Source organism: Bradyrhizobium ontarionense (assembly GCF_021088345.1).
GTDB lineage: Bacteria > Pseudomonadota > Alphaproteobacteria > Rhizobiales > Xanthobacteraceae > Bradyrhizobium > Bradyrhizobium ontarionense.
The window spans coordinates 1,780,345-1,798,269 of the sequence record NZ_CP088156.1; the positions used below are offsets into that span (position 1 = coordinate 1,780,345).

Below are 17,925 nucleotides of genomic sequence, written 5' to 3' on the forward strand. Positions count from 1 at the left end.
TGCTGGGCGCGGCGCGCTGAAAAGTATTAGATTGGCTCCATTCATTGTGGAGCCAATCCATGAAGCAGTCTCTCGGCCTTCTGTTTGCGTCCGCCGCGCTGTTCACCCTGGCCTCGCCAGCGGCCCATGCCGAGCTCGACGTCGCCGCGCTGAAGGGCACGATTACCGCGTCGCTCGAGCGCGACTACCCGGCGCTCGACGCGCTCTACAAGGACATCCACGCCCACCCCGAGCTCGCCTTCCAGGAGGTCAGGACGGCAGCGAAGCTCGCGGCCGAGATGCGCGCGATCGGCTTCGAGGTCACCGAGAAGGTCGGCAAGACCGGGCTCGTCGCGCTCTATCGCAATGGCGAGGGCCCGACCATCATGGTGCGCACCGAGCTCGATGCGCTGCCGATGGAGGAGAAGACCGGGCTTCCTTATGCCAGCCACGAGAAGGCCAGTTGGAACGGGCGCGAGACCTTCGTCGCCCATAGTTGCGGCCACGACATCCACATGGCGAGCTGGATCGGCACGGCCAAGACGCTGATAGGCCTCAAGGACAAGTGGAACGGCACCTTGATGTTCATCGCTCAGCCGGCCGAGGAAGAGGTCGCGGGCGCAAAAGCGATGCTGGCCGACGGCCTGTTCACCCGCTTTCCGAAACCCGATGTCGGCTTCGCCCTCCATGATGGCGGCTTTGCCTATGGCTCCCTGACGTATCGCACGGGAATCGGCTCCTCCAATGTGGACGGCCTGTTCATTCGTTTCCACGGCCGCAGCGGCCACGGCGCAGCACCACAGCAGACCATCGATCCGGTGATGATGGCAGCGCGCTTCGTCGTCGACGTGCAGAGCGTGATCAGCCGCGAAAAGGACCCGACCGAATTCGGCGTCGTCAGCATCGGCGCGATTCATGGCGGGACCGCCGGCAACATCGTTCCTGACAATGCGCTCGTGCTCGGCACCATCAGAAGCTTCAAGCCCGAGGTCCGCGCCAAGATGCTGGCAGGCATCGAGCGGACGGCCAAGGCGGTAGCCGCCATGGCGGATGCGCCGCCGCCACAGATCGAGATCGGCGAGGGTGCGAAGGCGGTCATGAATGACCAGGCGGTGGTCGCGACCGGCGCCAAGGTGCTCCGGGCCGCATTCGGCGACAAGGTCACGATGGCGCCGCCGAGCACGACGAGCGAGGACTATTCGGAGTTCGTCACCGCCGGCGTACCCTCGATGTTTTTTGGCATCGGCGTCTACGAGCCCGAGCGCGTGGCCGCCGCGCGCAACGGCACCGGTCCGCAACTGCCGCCGAACCACTCCCCGCAATTCGCGCCGGTGCCCAAGCCGACCATCGAGACCGGTGTCACCGCAATGACGCTCGCCGTGCTCTCCGCCTTCGACGAGCGCGCACGGGGACGTTAGCAGTGTGGTCGCGCAATACTTCGCGACGCTCACGGTGAGATGGACGATCCAACCACAACAAAGCTGTCGTCCCGGCGAACGCCGGGACCCATACCGCGGAATCTCTCGGTCGGCCCGGATGGTCGAGACTGTGCCTCACATGCCCCTCACGGAGTATGGATCCCGGCGTTCGCCGGGATAACACCGTTTTTTTAGATCGCCTGCTCGGCACTCATTGGAATGCGCATGCTACTTTGGCCACCAAAAACGAAATCGTGTTCTGCTGCGGGTTGCTGACAGGCATTGGCCGAGTTCCTATCTCCCCAAGACAGAAACCATCGCGGACGACCTTCCATGGCCCCACGTCAACTCAAGCTCGGCGCGTTCATGCGCCCGGTCTCGATCCACACCGGCGCGTGGCGCTATCCCGGCGCCTGGCCGGACGCCAATTTCAATTTCGCGCATCTGAAGCAGCTGATCCGCAAGCTGGAAGCCGGCAAGTTCGACGCCTTCTTCATGGCCGACCATCTCGCGGTCCTGAACATGCCGATCAACGCGCTGAAGCGCAGCCACACCGTGACCTCGTTCGAGCCGTTCACCTTGCTGTCGGCGCTGTCGGCGGTCACCGAGCACATCGGGCTGATTGCGACGGGATCGACAACCTTCGACGAGCCCTATCATGTCGCCCGCCGCTTCGCCTCGCTCGACCACATCTCGGGCGGCCGTGCCGGCTGGAACATCGTCACCACCTCCAATCCGGACGCGGCGCTAAATTTCGGGCTCGACGATCACATGGAGCATGCCGAGCGCTACAAGCGGGCGCGCGAGTTCTACGACGTCGTCACCGGCCTGTGGGATTCCTTCGCCGACGATGCGTTCCTGCGCGATGTCGAGCAGGGTCTGTTCTTCGACCCCGGCAAGATGCATGTGCTCGATCACAACGGCAAATATCTGAAGGTCCGCGGACCCCTGAACATCGCCCGCCCCGTCCAGGGCTGGCCGGTGATCGTTCAGGCCGGCGCCTCCGAGGACGGCAAGCAGCTCGCGGCCGAGACGGCGGAGGCCGTGTTCACCGGCGGCGGCAGCCTCGCCGACGGCCAAAAGCTCTATGCCGACATCAAGGGCCGCATGGAGAAGGTCGGCCGCGATCCCGAGCATCTCAAAATCCTGCCGGGCGCGTTCGTCGTGGTCGGCGACAGCGTCGACGAGGCCAAGGAGAAGCGTGCCCTGCTCGACAGCCTGGTCCACTACGACAGCGCCATCGCCTCGCTCTCCGTCATTTTGGGGACCGATGCGTCCGGCTTCGATCCGGACGGCCCGTTGCCTGATATCCCCGAGACCAACGCCTCCAAGAGCGGCCGGCAGCGTCTGGTCGATGTCGCCGCGCGCGACAAGCTCACGGTGCGGCAGCTGGCGCAGCGCGTCGGCGGCTATGGCGGGCTCGCCTTCGTCGGCACGGCCAAGACCATCGCCGACCAGATGGAGGATTGGCTGGTCAGCCGCGGCTCTGACGGCTTCAACATCATGTTCCCCTATCTGCCGGCGGGGCTCGACGACTTCGTCGACAAGGTGATTCCGGAGCTGCAGCGGCGCGGGATCTTCCGGAGGGAGTATGAGGGGCCGACCCTGCGGGACAATCTGGGCCTGCCCCGGCCCAAAAACCGCTTCTTCGAGGGCTAAAGGTGCCAGAATCCGCTCAGGAACACCTCCAGCAACCTTGACTTTGGGGGCCGGCTGGGTACGTTGCGCGCCAACGGTGCCCCTTCTTTGGCCGGCGCCCACCCCCACCGATTCCGTTATCTAGAGGTTCAAGACATGGCCAAAGCGGTCACCATCAAGGTCAAGCTCGTGTCGTCGGCCGACACCGGCTTCTATTACGTTGCCAAGAAGAACTCGCGCACCATGACCGACAAGATGGTCAAGAAGAAGTATGACCCGGTGGCGCGCAAGCACGTCGAATTCCGCGAAGCCAAGATCAAGTAAGATCGCGGGCTGCTGCGACTTCAACGGGGCCGTTTCGGCCCCGTTTTTTATTGGGCATTCCTCTTTTTATTGGGCACTCCTCGCCCACCAGACTGGGGTATCCATCCCGATGGCCTGCCCGCTCTGGTCGGCAACATTCGCCGACCATAAATGATGGTTCCTCCCGTAAGGAACCATCAACCAAACCTATGCAATTTTGGGGTAGCGATGCACCCGCGCGTGAGGTGCGCCTCTTCCGTGTTCACCCAGCTTACCGGGCCCCAACGATGACCGCTCCCCAGACCCTGCAATCCCGTCTCGACTTCATCGGCATCGACAATGCCACCCGGGAGAGCCTGCGGGAGCTGCGGCCGCTGATCGGCAAGGTGCTGCCCGGCCTGCTCGACCAGTTCTATGCCCATGTCGGCAAGTACCCGCAGCTGGCGAAGATGTTTTCGAGCCAGGCCGCGCTCCGGCACGCCAAGCAGGCCCAGCTCGACCATTGGATGTCGCTGGCGACCGCGAAGTTCGACGACGCCTATGTGAAGTCCGTGACCCGGATCGGCGAGGCCCACAACCGGATGGGACTCGAGCCCCGCTGGTACATTGCCGGCTATTCGCTGATCATGACCGGCCTGCAGAGGGCGATCGAGACCGAGCTGTCGGACGGCTGGTTCGGCGGCCAGGCGGCGCGCGAGAGGAAGGCCGTGCTGCAGGCCGCGATCACCAAGGCGGCGATGCTCGACATGGATCTGGCGATCTCGGTCTATCTCGACGCGGCCAAGAACGAGCAGCATGTCGCGATGCGGCGCATGGCCGACGAGTTCGAAGCGACCGTCGGCCAGATCATCAACAAGGTGCATGCAGACGCGCAAACGCTGGAGGTCTCGGCCAATACCCTGACCAAGACCGCGGAGCAGACCCAGCAGCTCTCGAGCAGCGCGGCCTCTGCCTCCGGCCAGGTCTCGGCCAACGTTCAGTCGGTCGCCTCGGCCGCCGAGGAGATGACGTCCTCCGTCCACGAGATCGGCCGCCAGGTCACGGAATCGACCACCATCGCGAAAGAGGCCGTCCGCCAGATCGAGCAGACCGATGTCGGCATCAGCGAGCTGTCGCGCACCGCCGAGCGCATCGGCGACGTCTTGAAGCTGATCACCTCGATCGCCGCCCAGACCAACCTGCTGGCGCTGAACGCGACCATCGAGGCGGCGCGCGCCGGTGACGCCGGACGCGGCTTCGCCGTGGTCGCCTCCGAGGTCAAGGCGCTGGCCTCGCAGACCGCCAAGGCGACCGAGGAGATCGGCCAGCAGATCGACGGCATCCAGAACGCGACGCAGGCGTCGGTCGCCTCGATCAAGCAGATCGGCGGCACCATCCAGCAGATCTCGGAAATCGCCGCCGGCATCGCCGCCGCCGTCGAGCAGCAGGGCGCCGCGACCGGGCAGATCTCGCGCCATGTCCAGGAGGTCGCCGGCGGCACCGTCCGCGTCGCCGGCAATATCGGCGACGTCAGCAAGGGCGCCAACGCCACCGGGACGGCCTCCTCGCAGGTGCTCGCCTCGGCGCACTCGCTGTCGCGGGAGAGCGACCGGCTGAAGGACGAGTTGGAAAAATTCCTGCGCAACGTGCGCGCGGCGTCATAGCCATCCATCGCAGCAAATTGGCAACCGGCCGGACATTCCCGCGCCGGCTGTCCTGCGTGGTGACGCTGGATGGCCGCCTGGCCGCCATCACCGCGACTTCGACGCGCGTGCCCGATGGACAGGCGCGGCGTTCGTCGATCACCCCGGTCTAGCGCGTGTGATCGACCAGGTGCAGATCGCTCAGTGTGCTCGGCAGGCTGCGGCTGAGCAGGTCGACGATCGCGCGGCGCAGTCTCTCGTCCGGCTCGCCGAAATTGCCGTCGAGCACGAGGCTGGGGCCAGCGAGCCGAACGCTCGATGCGTCATCGGACGGCCCGGCCGCGAGCTTCTCGATGATGTCGAACGTTTTGCCGTCGAACACCCTGATCTCGTACAGCGCGTGCAGCAAGCCGAAGGATTCCAGCACCGTGCTGTAGGTGATCAGGCCCACACCTTCGACCTTCCGGTTGCTGCCGCCGAAATTGGCCTTGGCCCTGGTGATGACGATGTAGGCGTCGAGGCCTTGCGGGGACACTTCGGTCCGGACGAGCTTCTTGAACGGATCGTCGCGAACGAGATTGACGGCCGCGACCGCCGAGTCCTGTATCGTCGCGAACGCGGCGCGCGGATAGGTGATCGGCTGCACCTGGAAGCGGACGCTCAGCGCCTTCCCCACCTCCTGCACGATCAGGTCATCGAGCCCCCAGGACGCGATCGGTACATGTCGCGAGCCGTTGTCGAGACCGGTGAGCCCTGCCCTTGCCAGGATGAACTGATCACCGACCGCAGAAACGATGCCGACGGTCTTGACCGATCTGAGCTTCTCGTCGCGCGTCTCGAACAACGCATGAGCGCCGCTGCTCAGGATAAGAAGGATCGCGATCGCACACCAGAAGAGGAAGCTCGCTGCAGCCCAGGCGTATCGACTGATGAAGCGCATCATGGTCCCTACCGGATCTTGAAGTCGAAGGAGTACGACGCGCCGACGCCGACCGTCACCTGGTTCACCGAGCCGCGCGCCGTCACGATCGGGCTCTTTGCGGCGTCGCCGAGCAGCCGGTCATATTCGACGTAGGAATGCACCTCCCATTGCGGATCGATGCGATACTTCACCTGCACGCCCGCGCCGGCCGAATGTGCACCGCCCTTGGCCGTGTACATTGGAAGCCCCGTCGCCATCGCCTGCACGGCGTCGACGTTGAAATAGGGCGAGACAGCCTTGGCGCTTTCCCAGGTGAAGCGCGGGCCGGCGGACACGGTGATCGCCCGTGTCACCGGCACGATGAAATCAGCCGAGAAGTCGGAGACGACGCCCTGATGGCCGCCGAAGCCGCCGCGGGTTTCGTTGCGCACGCGAAACCAGTCGACCGGAAAATACTCGATGAAGCCGCCGAGCTCGAACGCAGCCTTGACGTCGCCGAGACCGTTGAGCGCGGCATAGCTGCCTGCCTTGCGCGACGGCACGAACTTGCCCGCTGGGCCTGCGCGCAGATTGCCGAAATCGATCAGGGCGATGCTCGCATTGTCGCGCGGACTGCGGAACTGATCCATCGCGCCGGCGCGGCGGATCGAGAAGATCGGGATCGGACTGAACAGGCTGTGCTTTGCGCCTTCGAAGTCCGGCTTGTACCGGCCCTCCGCGCCGATCATGACCGTCCAGTTGCCGGACACCGGCGGCAGCAACGGCAGCTCGAATGGCGGCGCCGGCAAGGTGAATGCAGTCTGGGCCGATGCGCGGTCGAAGGCGGCTGCCGTCACGTTGAGAGCCGCGAGCGTCGCGACGAACAGAGTTCGGTGCGCGCGCCTCGCGGGACGACGGCGAGCGGCTACGATGGCATGCTTCATTGCAGGGACCTTTGACGGCGGGCCTCGTTGTCGGGGCCTGTTGTGTGGATTCGTGTCCCTCAATCGCCGGGCAACATTGCGCGAAGATTGCCCGCCACGACATCCGACGAAGATACCATCGCGCCGCAGCCCAACATTGCCCGAACATTGCCCGCGCGGGAGCCGCTCGCCTTTCTTTCTGCAGGAGCGCAGAGATGTCCCCTCTGCCGGCCGCTTGCCTTCGCCGGTCGGGCTGCCGTAAACGAATATGTCTGCGTGGCCCGAAGCGCCACAATCAGGCCAAACAGGGAATGTCACGATCCCCGTGGCTTTGTTACTCGCCTGCCGCAAGGAAGATCGTTGTGCGTTCCCTCGTGATCGAAGACGAACCGCAGATCGGCGCCTATGTCAGCCGCTTGCTGGCGCAATTGCACGGTGTGGTCGACACGGTCGGATCGGTTTCGGACGCGCAGCACGCGTTGAAAACCTTCAAATACGATCTGGCGATCGTCGATCGCATGCTGCCTGATGGCGACGCACTCGTGATCGTCACGGCGTTGGGACAGTTGGCTGAACGGCCGGCCATCATCGTGCTGACCGCCAAGGATACCAAGGAAGACGTGATCGAAGGTCTCAACGGCGGCGCGGACGACTATCTCGGCAAGCCGTTCGAGCCGGATGAGTTCATCGCCCGCGTGCGCGCCGTGCTGCGGCGGCCGCGGCTTCTCGTCCAGCCGGCCTTGTCGTTCGGGAACGTCGAGCTGCACCTCGGCAGCAACGAGGCCGTCGTGGCCGACAACAGGATCCTGTTGCGTCGGCGCGAAGCGCTGATCCTGGGCGCCTTGTTGACCCGGCGCGACCGCGTCGTCACCCGCGCGGCCCTGATCGAGGAGATCTACGGCTTCGACGACGAAATCGAATCCAACACGCTGGAGGCGCAGGTGTCGCGGCTGCGCAAGAAGCTGTTCGAGCTCGGCGGCAACGTCGAGATCCGCAGCATGCGCGGCATCGGCTACATGCTGCGGATGGCGCACGGCCGATGAAGTCGATCGCCCGGACGTTCACGCTGTCGCTCGGCCTCGCCGCCACCGCGATCTTTCTCGCCACGATCACGATCACCGTCTGGCAGTCCCAGCTGCGCGAATACGATCCGGTCGTCTGCCGCGTCGCTGCCGGCATTCTCTACGACGCAGCCGTCGTCGATCCCGGCCACGCCTTGACCATCCGGCCCACGCGCCGTGTCGAGGAGCTGAAATCGTTCAGCCCGAACCTGTGGTACGTCGTGTCCTACGAGAAGCTGATCACCGAGTTCGGGGGCGACCGCAGGCCGGCCTTGCCGTTTTCGCTGCCCTATGGCGGACCGATCGGTTTCTCGGTCCTCAACACGCTGGATCAGAACGCGACGTTCTGCCTGGCCGTCATCAATTGGGGCCCGTCCGATCTGGTGATGATGGTCGGCGGGGCGCAGGTCCACTTCGGCCAGATGTTGTGGTCGTTCGTCGGCCGCAATGTCTTTCCGCTGTCCCTCGGGGCCTTCGCCTTCGCGCTGATGGTGATCATCGGCGCCTGGTTGTCGGGGCGTTTCGTGGCGCGCGGCATCGATCGCGTGACGCGGCGCGCGCTCGCGATCGACCCGTCGGCGCCGCAAGGATCGATTGCGCTCGATGAGGTCCCGATCGAGCTCAAGCCCCTGGTCGAGGCGCTGAACCGCGCCTTCGACGAGATCAATGCCTACATCAAGATGCAGCGCCGCTTCCTCGGCAATGCCGCACATCAGTTGCGGACGCCGCTGACGCTGCTGCGGGCCAGGATCGAGGATGTTGCCGAGCCCCGATTGAGGAGCGCGCTCGTGCGCGACATGCGCCGGCTGACCTCGCTGGTCTCGGCCATGCTGGACCTCGCACGGCTGCAAAATCATGCGATCGAAAAGCGGCCGATCGATCTTGCGGAGCTGGCGCGGGACGCGCTGGCCGATTTCGGCCCATCGGCGCTGGATGCGGACATCGAATTGTCGCTGGAGCACGCTGAGGAGGACGGCACGGTCGTGCAAGGCGTGGAGGCTGCCGTCCGCAGCGCCCTCGCCAATCTGGTCGGCAATGCGTTGATCCACGCCGGCGGCGCCAAACGCGTCACGGCAACGCTCGGCCGCGGCAGCGTCTCGATCAGCGATGACGGCGCCGGATTCTCTCCGGGCTACGAGCGCAGCTTTATCGAGCCGTTCCAGACCGGCAACGCCACGCAAGGCGGCGCCGGCCTCGGCCTCTCGATCGTTCACGAGATCATGGCGGCCCACGGCGGCGCGTTCGTCATCACCTCCACGCCGGGCGGCGGAACCACCGCCACCTTGCGCTTTGTGGAAGCTGCGGCTGCAACGCCGGACGACAACAAGTCCGGCCACGTGGCGACCTACATGCCGTGACTCTGGAACACTGCCGAACAGCTCCTGCTCAACTTGCTGCGGTTCTGCATCAGACATTGCTGGACCGCATTGTCGTCGCCGAGCTGACTCCGGCACAGCTGCCGGGCGTCGCGTGAGCAGGCCTTCTGCTCCTGCGGCGTGCCCATATGTCCCTGGGCCTGGGCGAATGACGGCAGGGTCGACAGCGACACCGCGAGCACGAACGACAGTTTCTTCATCGGGGAGACTCCTCCTTGGGCGGGACCAACGTCTGCCGCATCAGGCGGTTCCGGCCGAATCCTGCGGATCCGGCATGGTCGTGAGGCACGGAGTTGAACGGCTCGCGGTGGCAAGCTCGACGCGCTTGCCAACGAAGCGTCAGCGTCATCCGCCATTTCACGACATGGTAGAAAAGCGGCGGATCACGCTTCGCTGATCCGCCCTGCGGCCGGCCGGCCTGCACCATGCCGCCTTCGCTGACTTGCCAGCAACTACATGACACCGCGGGACGGCAACCATGGATCCGTCGCGCCGTCTCTCAGCCGGTCGATAGCCGGGCGGGCGGCGATGTAGTCGATCTCCGCCCGCGTCACGCCGATATCCGTCAGCTCCCTGTCACTGAGGCCGTACAGGCTGGCTCGTAAGCTCCGGCGTCGGCGCCGTTCCTGGTAGGCACGCCAATATCGATCGAGCAAGCTCGAGACGCTGCGCGTTGATGCGCCCGGTGGTCCCGCAGCATCCTTTTCCGACAAGACGTTTCTCAGCGGAGCGATGGATGCATCGGGGCGCGCCGCTGCAAGCACATCGCCCATGGCGTCTTTCGCCAATGCGATGGAGAGGTCGAAGCCGAGCCCCGTGGCATCGCGCCCGGTCTCGGATGTGAGGTTCGTCGGTTGGGGTGGCATCGGATGCTCCTGCTGTTGTGCCGACAGGGAACGTGGCCAAACAAAAGGCCCCGTCCGATGCCGGCGGGGCCTGGTGAGAAGATCGCGCTATCGAATTCCTAGCGCACCACTCCTTCCATGGCCCAGCCGAAGCGGGTCATGTGGTTATGGCAAACGATGCGCGCTGATCTAATCATCCGTTAGAAATACCACTGACTTTAAGTGAAATCAAGAGCTGCATTTCTGTCTTTCACACCCTAGCGGCGATCTCCTCTGACCTGGCACCAAGTCTCCATCGACTCTGAGATCGTCGATCGGATGAGCGTGAGCCTCATCCGCCACGTCACGACGGTTGTAGAAAAGCGACGGATCACGCTTCGCTGATCCGCCCTACGGACTGTCTTTGGCACATACCAACGTTGCTCGTGAGTTTAGTCATGACTGACATCCAATGATTTACCTTCGCCTGTGATTTGCGTGGAGGAATGTGAGCGCGTTGTCCATGATCACGGCGAGGCGGCAGACCTCAGGGAGGCAGAGATGCGGATCAAGCCAGCAATCGCAGCAGTCGTGGTGTCGGGTCTTGTTGTTGGCTATGCCTACCTTCGCGATCACCCGTCGCTGACCTCTCAGCTGGTGCAGACCTGCGAAAAGACGATCATGGAGCGGCTGGCGGTCCCCTCCACCTATCAGCGGCAGAGCGTCGATGCGTCCGCAAGAGAGGTTTCATGGGACGAGTTCTTTGCCGAGCCCGAGCGGTCCGTGTCGGACTCGACCAGAAAAGCCATGATCCAGGCTGCACGGCTGCCGCCCGTTCAGTTCATCGCGCTCATCGCCTATCAAGCCCAGGATTCCACCGGCGCGATCATTCGAGAAAGTGCAACATGCACCTTCAACTCACTGGATGGGAGCGACGCGCCAAGCGCCACGGCTTTCATGAAGATCGATGGCGAGCGCAACGTACAATGGGCCGCAAGGCAACCAAACGCCGCCACTCTCCAACGGGGTCTACGACAACAGCCGTAACAAACATCGCGAGCCGAAGACATCCGTCTGCGCCCAGGTCCTCTCCTGTCCATTTCGATTCGAGTCAACGCAGCTCGTATGGCGGATCAGCGTCAGCGTGATCCGCCATGTCACGACGATCGTGAATTGTGGCGGATCACGCTGCGCTGATCGGCCCTATGGGCTTGCTTGTGCAGCATGGCGGCGACTTGCCATCAGCTACATCACACCTCGGCACATCAGTTGATACGTCATGCTGTCCCTGACCCTCTCGACGGCCCGGTGAGCGGCGATGTAGTCGATGTCCCCCGGGGTCAGGCCGATATCCATCAACTGGCTCTCGCTCAGGTCACGCAGGCTCACGCGCATCCTCCGGCGCCGGCGGCTGTCCTGAAATGCAAGCCAATATCGCGTGAGCAGGCTGAGCACGCTCGGCGCCGCTGCGGCCGGCGGTCCGGCGGCGTCCTTTTCCGACAACGCGTCTCGCAGCGCTGCGATCGACGCATCGGGACGCGGCGCGGCTGGAACGCCGCCCGTGATGTTCTTCGTCGACGCAATCGGGCGGTCGAGGCCGAGCCCTGCGGCATCGCGCTCGATCTCGGCTGTAAGGCTGGTCTGGTGGGGTGGCATCGCATGCTCCTGCTGTTGTGCCGGCAGGGAGCAAAGGCCAAACAAAAGGCCCCGTCCGATGCCGGCGGGGCCTGGTGAAAAGATCGTGTCGTCGAATTCCTAGCGCACGACTCCTTCCACGGCCCGGCTGCAGCGGGTCGTATGTTTGCGGTTGGAGTTGCGCACGACGTTGATCATGCTACGTAGTTACCACGGAAATTGCGCCAGATCAAGGGATGTTCCGACGTTGCGTGCATCTCGAGGCAATCTCTCTCGACCTGACGCGACGTCCCCCTTGGCTCAGTTCGGAGGGTGAATGAGCGTTGGCATATTCCGCCGTATCGGCGAAGCAAGGCGGCGGATCACGCCTTCGCTGATCCGCCCCTGCGGGGCGCCCCCGGAAGACCTTCAGCTTCCCCTGACGAACTGAAACTAGCCTATCCAGTGTTGGCTGCGCGGTCGGACAACAGCCCGGCTCGATCAATTGCGCACGCTTCTGAAGGTGGTGACCGATGCAGGATCGAACAGCCGACGCGTATGATGCGCAGATGCAGACCTATCGCGAGCATCTTCGCAGGTCGAACCGCCGCCTTGCGGAGGACTACGCCCGTCAAAACGCACAGCACGTGATCCTGGCCATCGAGGCGCTGGCTCAGGCGGCTCCGGTCACTCTTGCGATTGCGCAGCTTCACCACGCCATTCGCTGCTCGCCCGCGCGCAATTTCTGGCCGGTCATCCGCAAGACAAAGGGTATGCTTTTCGTCGGATCAGCCGACAGCGGCCAGGACAGGCCGTGGCCGTGGCAGCGAACGAAGACGGGCAATATGCGCTACGCGCTCCCCGGATCTCTGCTGTTTTCGCCATGGCTCCCGAATGTTCGTCGCAGGGTTCGAAGCCGCACGATCGAGCTTGAGCGCGTGAGCGCCATTGTCCAATCAGGCGAGAATGATTTTTGGTTCGAGATCGCTTCCAGATCCATTTTCTTCAGAACCCTGCAGGCCAAACGGCTCATTGACGAGATCAGAGCGCTCCAAGGATTTGCGATGCCAGATTGCATAGCCGCTCTGGATCGGTGGTCCGGCGATGCCCAGCGCGGCTCGAACATCGCACTCCGGATTTCGCAAGGGACCCTCGTCTATAGCGACGGACGAGATCGTTGTGAGATCGAAATCCCTGCCGCGCTCACACCCCCCCTTAGCATCCCCTCGACGCCCGACCGGGAGTTGGAATTGCACTTGGTCCGGGCTGGACGACGATCTTATTACCCATGAGCACGTAGGGCGGATTATGAGCGTTAGCGTAATCCGCCGTTTCATACGATCGTAGAACAGCCGCGGATCACGCCCTCGCCGATCCGCCCTGCGACGACGTCATCTGGACAACGACCTTGCCCTTGGCTCGACCCTGATCGAGATATGCGAGAGCTTCCTTCACCTGGTCGAACGGAAATACCCTGTCGATCACCGGCCGAATGCGCTCTGCCTTGAGAAGCTCACCGATCTCCGCAAGTTGACCACCGTCTGGGTGCACGAACAGGAACGAATAAGCGGCCCCCTGTTGCTTGGCGCGGCGAATGATCTTGCGGCTCAGTAGCCCGAACAAGAACACCATCAAGGAATTCATGCGTCGCGCGCGAGCGAAGGCGCCGTCCGGTGGGCCGATCAGGGAAACGACCGTGCTGTTGGGCTTCAGGATCCGAAGAGATTTTTCGAGCGCCTCGCCCCTGAGCGTACCCAGCACGACATCGTAGTCGCGTAGGAGATCCGCAAATTCCTGCTTCTTGTAATCGATGATCTCATCGGCGCCGAGGCTCCGTACCAGGTCCACGTTTCCGGTGCTGGTCGTCGTTCCCACCCTTGCTCCAAGAGATTTCGCGAGTTGGATCGCAAATGTGCCGATGCCGCCGGAGCCTGAAGGGATGAACACTTTTTGGCCGGACTTCAGGCGTGCGCGCTCCTTGAGCGCTTGCCACGACGTCAGTCCGACCATCGGGATCGAGGCCGCCTGGACGAAGTCGAGATTTCCCGGTTTGAGCGCGGCGGCAGTCTCGGGCACAACGGCAAATTCCGCGAGAGCGCCGGTGCCGCTCAGGTCGAAGATGCTGGCAAAGACTTCATCGCCTGGCTTGAAGCGCGTCACGCGACCGCCCACCTCCACGACGACACCTGCCAGATCGCTCCCCATCGTAGCCGGCAGCTTGAACCGGAGGATGGGTTTGAACATTCCTTTTGGAATCATGTTGTCGATGGGATTCAAGCCGGCCGCGTGGACCTGAACAAGAATCTCGTCCGGCTTGGGCACCGGCCGAGGAACATCGACGAACGCGGCCTGCTCTGATTTGGCGTAACGTTTTAGAACGAATGCTCTCATGGTTTTCTACATCCGAAAGGCTTGGCCGCAGCGTACGCAGGCGGCGCTTGGATCCGTCTTACGCCGTCAGAATGACCGGGCCGTGCGGACCGGCAGCGCGTCAAGCCGCAGGTCCTTTCGAATCCCGGCATCCACCAGGCCGGCGGGCGCAAACCGGCGAAGCAATCGCAGGCGGTTCGCGAGTTTGCCGGCCGCGTATCGGATCTTCGGGTGCGCCGCGTTGGCCGCGATCAGGACGATGTCGGCCACGACGCCAGGCTGTTCGGCCGTTGCCATCACCTCGTTCACGCGTCTGGTCACGCCCTCGCGTGCCTCGTGATACGCATCGAGCTTGGTATCCGGCTCGATGAAGTTCGCGTCGAACGGCGTCTTCGTATATGCGGGCTCGATGACCGAGACCCTGATACCCCTCGTGCGCAGTTCATGGTCGAGCGATTCCGAATAGCCCTCCACTGCGTGCTTGGTTGCAGCATAGAGCGCGCCAAAGGGCATCGGCAGAAAGCCGAGCACGGAGCTGATGTTGATGATGCGGCCGTTCCCCTGGCGCCGCATGTGAGGCACGACGGCACGCGTCATCCGGACCAGTCCGAAAAAATTCGTCTCGAAAATCGATCGGGCCTGCTCGATCGAACTCTCTTCCGCGCCGCCAGGGGCAACACCGAAGCCGGCGTTGTTCACGAGCAGATCAACGCGGCCGTCGCGTCCCATCACTTCAGCGACGGCAGCTTCCACGGAACTATCGCTGGTCACGTCGAGGGACAGCATCTCGAAAGGCCGGTTGCCCGCCTGGGCCCCCCTTCGGCTGGTGCCGTAGACCTTGTAGCCGGCCCTCGTGAGCCGCACTGCGGTGGCTTCTCCGATGCCTGACGAGGCGCCGGTCACGAGCGCGATCTTGGCTTTCATCCCGTCCATGCGGTTCTCCTGGCGGCAGCGCCGGTCCTCAACCGTTTTGATAACGATCGTAATTATTGAATTAGATGACGATCGCTATTATACTTGTCAAGCCCCGTGATTCAGGATTCTGCGAACATGCGCGTCTCAAAAGAACAGGCTGCCAAAAATCGCGAGCGTATTCTCGAGGCCGCCTCCCGCCTGATGCGGGAGCGCGGCATCTCCGGCGTAGGTGTCGACGCGCTGACCGAGGCGGCCGGCATGACTCATGGCAGCCTTTACAGTCAGTTCGGGTCCAAGGAACGGCTCGTCGAAGAAGCGGTGGCCTACGCGATCGCCACGAAAGCGCAGGAGGTGCCCGAAGTCTTTGCTCTCCGCGACTACGTTTCAGGATACCTCTCGGCGGCGCATCGCGACCAGCCGGGAAGCGGCTGCCCGTTCGCAGCCCTGTGTTGTGAAATGCAGCGTCAAAGCAGCGGCGTGAGAGAACGCTTCACGGCCGGAGTGCGGAGCATGATCGCGCTGCTGAGCGCTCGGATGGATTCCAGCTTGAAGCAGCGTCAGCGCGACGACAAGGCGCTCGCGACCGCAGCCTCCCTGATCGGGGCACTCGTGCTTGCCCGGGCCGTGAATGATCCCAAGCTGTCGAACGATATTCTTCGCGCAACCAAAAGCACATTGAACGGCTGATCGCTCGTCACCACCAGAGCCCGCAGGGCGGACGAGCGTTAGCGTAATCCGCCCTTGTACAAGAGCGGCGGATCACGCTGCGCTGATCCGCCCTACGGACCTACGGACTCATCGGGGCAAAAAGGGGGAAGAGCGCCCAGATCGTAGGTGAACAACTCATGGAGCGCACGAATGACATCACCATTCACGGACCACGACTTTTCGTTACTTCTCAAGTAAGAGAGAGAGACCCACCTTCCGGAGAGATTGGGCCCATCGAGAAATTCGCTCCAATTCACATGGGTATTTGCGGCTGGGTTTATCGTTACGGAACAGAACTCAAACACGTAAAAAATCAAATCACGATACTTAGGATGTGGCTTGACGCTGATGGCATATTTGTCCTTCAAAGGCTTCACTTCGATAAGGTCGGCCGCAAACTGCCAGTGTCTTGCAATTTGCTCTGCACTTAGCTGATGGCGTCTGGTCTTCTCTTCGTCTGAAAACCTCTGACGGAAAGTCAGGAGATCCGCGCCCCAATCCGGGCTGAAGTATGTATACAGTTGGCCATGGCCACGCTCGTCATTCCGACGAATGAGAAGCATATCAAGATGCATGATCTTTGGCAGAGTTGGACCTGCGGGATGGTAATCCGGACTGATATTGCCTTTCGGCATACTCTCCCAAATGGGGTTCTTCACCAACGTATCCGAAACCGACATCCAGAGCGGATACTCCGGATGTGACGCCACAGCTCGCATGCTATCGCGGATTCGAGAGCGCACCTGCAACGCGCGCATTCTCGTCGCAAACGCCTCACCCAAACCGAGACCTGAGACCGGCTTCTCAGGTTGGGAGTTATGAGGCTCCACGGCAAAGTGCTTTTTCTTCAGTATCGGTGTCTTATCTTCGGACAGCCCGTACATGGCGATTGCGTTGCAGCCGAACTTAAACGAAGACTCTATTTCCCTGCCTGACCCAAGCGCGTCGTAAAATGCAACAGCGAACCTTATAGCGGCGGGATCAGAAACACTTTGTCTCATACCAACGACATAACGTATATGTTTTGAAAGGGCCTCGGCCTGCTCCTCCGAATAGCACGCGTTTAAGATTGCGACGTTGACGTGGTCCGCGCAGAGCTCAAACAAACCGGCTAGAGCGTCGGTCGAAATCGAGAACGCGTTTCCCTCGTTATTCTCGAGGAGAATTCCACCGGCGCCTGCACCATGACCGCAGAAGTGTACAATCTGGGGAGAATGGTCGAGCAGGCTTCTGCGTAGGTCGTCGATCCGCGGCGCGAAGACTTGTATGAGCTCAAATTCTTCTCTCCTTTTTGAGCGCTTCAATCCCTCGCTGATCTCACGCGCTTCGACGTCCAAACGAAGCCGTGCCGTATGGGAGGGATTAGAAGCCAAAAGTAGGATCTTCTGAATCATGCTGCCCTACACGATCAAGGTGTATCTGCAACACCTTACAACGATATTCAATCTTGGGAAGGTGGCCTGTCACTCGAAGGACGGAACACCAGAGACCCGCGGGCGTCCCGATCCCGAGCCCAGGAATACCGCCGCTGAACATTGATCTGCGATGTTGCCTTTCGGATCCGAATGGATACCCGACGTGATCTCTTGATCTGCCGGATGACGATCGTGGATTGAGCCACGCCTGCTGCCGCGTCACGGAAACCGCTGCGCCAAAAAACTAATTTTCCGAATCTTTTCAGTCGGATCATTCCCATCGGCTGCCGGACGGCAATTCTTCTCTTTCTTTTTTTCGGAAATCATGCTTATCTCTGCGCATCCCACCTCATCAAGAGGGACGTATCGCGATCGTCACGAACGTGGAGGTGGGCTGCGGTGGGCGTGTCGGGTTGCAGCGTGGCTTGTCCGCGCCGACGAACAACCTGATGCGCACGGTCAAGCCGTGTGGTCCTGGCCTCCCGATGCTGAGGCCAAGTCCGTGATGCGACGAGCTCGCGGACGACGGGGGCAAGAACGCCGGTCCCCGGGGAGAGCACGGAGTACGCCGTAAAGCCATTGCGCAGGGAGGGCCGGATGTCCGGCTTCGTACCTGTGGTTCTGCCGCGTGCTTTTTTGCTGCACGCGGACCATGGGTGCGACCAGCACCCGGCCTTCCCTGCGCCCTCTGTTGTTGAAGAGGGTTTTGAGAATGTCACAGCTCGGGCGCGGATGCGTGGCGAGGGCTAACTCTCATGTCTGGACGCACGTCACCAAAAGCAAACCGTCATTCCGGGGCGCCCGGAGGGCGAGCCCGGAATCCATACTCCCCATCGTGGTTATGGATTCCGGGCTCGC

17 protein-coding genes are annotated in these 17,925 nt (G+C 62.5%); 9 read left to right on the forward strand and 8 right to left on the reverse strand.

What is annotated here, in order from left to right; all coding sequences use genetic code 11:
* Positions 1-59 precede the first annotated feature (59 nt).
* From LQG66_RS08005 to LQG66_RS08020, 4 genes are all read left to right on the forward strand, one after another.
* Positions 60-1,397 (forward strand): amidohydrolase, encoded by a 1,338-nt coding sequence (locus LQG66_RS08005; RefSeq protein WP_231325156.1) that lies wholly within the window; start codon positions 60-62, stop codon positions 1,395-1,397.
* A 333-nt stretch (positions 1,398-1,730) separates the two neighbouring features.
* On the forward strand, positions 1,731-3,056 hold the full coding sequence (locus LQG66_RS08010; protein WP_231325158.1) for an LLM class flavin-dependent oxidoreductase: 1,326 nt from the start codon (positions 1,731-1,733) through the stop codon (positions 3,054-3,056).
* A 135-nt stretch (positions 3,057-3,191) separates the two neighbouring features.
* Positions 3,192-3,359 carry a 50S ribosomal protein L33 gene (gene rpmG, locus LQG66_RS08015; protein ID WP_006611239.1) on the forward strand — a complete coding sequence of 56 codons (168 nt, stop codon included), beginning with the start codon at positions 3,192-3,194 and terminating at the stop codon, positions 3,357-3,359.
* A gap of 266 nt (positions 3,360-3,625) precedes the next feature.
* A complete protein-coding gene (locus LQG66_RS08020; protein WP_231325160.1) occupies positions 3,626-4,981 on the forward strand; it encodes a globin-coupled sensor protein in 1,356 nt (451 codons plus the stop codon).
* A 148-nt stretch (positions 4,982-5,129) separates the two neighbouring features.
* On the opposite strand, the gene LQG66_RS08025 is transcribed toward LQG66_RS08020, so the two are convergent.
* Both LQG66_RS08025 and LQG66_RS08030 read right to left on the reverse strand, forming a co-directional pair.
* Positions 5,130-5,903, reverse strand: a complete 774-nt coding sequence (locus tag LQG66_RS08025) for a hypothetical protein (protein ID WP_345778938.1) — start codon at positions 5,901-5,903, stop codon at positions 5,130-5,132.
* Between the two features lie 5 nt (positions 5,904-5,908).
* Positions 5,909-6,805: a MipA/OmpV family protein gene (locus tag LQG66_RS08030; RefSeq protein ID WP_231325163.1), complete on the reverse strand. Its 897-nt coding sequence runs from the start codon at positions 6,803-6,805 to the stop codon at positions 5,909-5,911.
* Positions 6,806-6,816: 11 nt separating this feature from the next.
* Here LQG66_RS08030 and LQG66_RS08035 point away from each other — a divergent pair, with 11 nt between their 5' ends.
* Positions 6,817-7,827, forward strand: a complete 1,011-nt coding sequence (locus LQG66_RS08035; RefSeq protein WP_231325166.1) for a response regulator transcription factor — start codon at positions 6,817-6,819, stop codon at positions 7,825-7,827.
* Positions 7,824-9,203 (forward strand): sensor histidine kinase, encoded by a 1,380-nt coding sequence (locus LQG66_RS08040; RefSeq protein WP_231325168.1) that lies wholly within the window; start codon positions 7,824-7,826, stop codon positions 9,201-9,203. Before LQG66_RS08035 ends, LQG66_RS08040 begins: the two co-directional genes overlap by 4 nt.
* On the opposite strand, the gene LQG66_RS08045 is transcribed toward LQG66_RS08040, so the two are convergent.
* Both LQG66_RS08045 and LQG66_RS08050 read right to left on the reverse strand, forming a co-directional pair.
* Entirely contained in the window at positions 9,191-9,421 is a 231-nt protein-coding gene (locus LQG66_RS08045) for a hypothetical protein (protein WP_231325170.1), read from the reverse strand. The genes LQG66_RS08040 and LQG66_RS08045 overlap by 13 nt on opposite strands.
* 252 nt (positions 9,422-9,673) lie before the next feature.
* Positions 9,674-10,087, reverse strand: a complete 414-nt coding sequence (locus LQG66_RS08050) for a DUF1127 domain-containing protein (protein WP_231325172.1) — start codon at positions 10,085-10,087, stop codon at positions 9,674-9,676.
* Between the two features lie 519 nt (positions 10,088-10,606).
* On the opposite strand from LQG66_RS08050, the gene LQG66_RS08055 reads away from it, so the two are divergent.
* The gene (locus LQG66_RS08055; protein WP_231325174.1) at positions 10,607-11,092 is read left to right on the forward strand and encodes a hypothetical protein; all 486 of its coding nucleotides are present in this window, start codon (positions 10,607-10,609) and stop codon (positions 11,090-11,092) included.
* 198 nt (positions 11,093-11,290) lie between these two features.
* On the opposite strand, the gene LQG66_RS08060 is transcribed toward LQG66_RS08055, so the two are convergent.
* Positions 11,291-11,701, reverse strand: a complete 411-nt coding sequence (locus LQG66_RS08060; protein ID WP_231325176.1) for a YjiS-like domain-containing protein — start codon at positions 11,699-11,701, stop codon at positions 11,291-11,293.
* Positions 11,702-12,192: 491 nt separating this feature from the next.
* On the opposite strand from LQG66_RS08060, the gene LQG66_RS08065 reads away from it, so the two are divergent.
* A complete protein-coding gene (locus LQG66_RS08065) occupies positions 12,193-12,951 on the forward strand; it encodes a hypothetical protein (protein WP_231325178.1) in 759 nt (252 codons plus the stop codon).
* Positions 12,952-13,018: 67 nt separating this feature from the next.
* Here LQG66_RS08065 and LQG66_RS08070 read toward each other — a convergent pair whose 3' ends face one another.
* Entirely contained in the window at positions 13,019-14,050 is a 1,032-nt protein-coding gene (locus LQG66_RS08070) for an NADP-dependent oxidoreductase (protein ID WP_231325181.1), read from the reverse strand.
* 66 nt (positions 14,051-14,116) lie between these two features.
* Positions 14,117-14,962: an oxidoreductase gene (locus LQG66_RS08075; protein WP_231325183.1), complete on the reverse strand. Its 846-nt coding sequence runs from the start codon at positions 14,960-14,962 to the stop codon at positions 14,117-14,119.
* Positions 14,963-15,079: 117 nt separating this feature from the next.
* Between LQG66_RS08075 and LQG66_RS08080 the strand changes: the two genes are divergently transcribed.
* Positions 15,080-15,631 (forward strand): TetR/AcrR family transcriptional regulator, encoded by a 552-nt coding sequence (locus LQG66_RS08080; RefSeq protein ID WP_231325185.1) that lies wholly within the window; start codon positions 15,080-15,082, stop codon positions 15,629-15,631.
* Between the two features lie 92 nt (positions 15,632-15,723).
* Here the strand turns inward: LQG66_RS08080 and LQG66_RS08085 are convergent, their stop codons facing one another.
* Positions 15,724-17,046, reverse strand: a complete 1,323-nt coding sequence (locus LQG66_RS08085) for a CHAT domain-containing protein (RefSeq protein WP_231325188.1) — start codon at positions 17,044-17,046, stop codon at positions 15,724-15,726.
* Between the last annotated feature and the right edge of the window lie 879 nt (positions 17,047-17,925).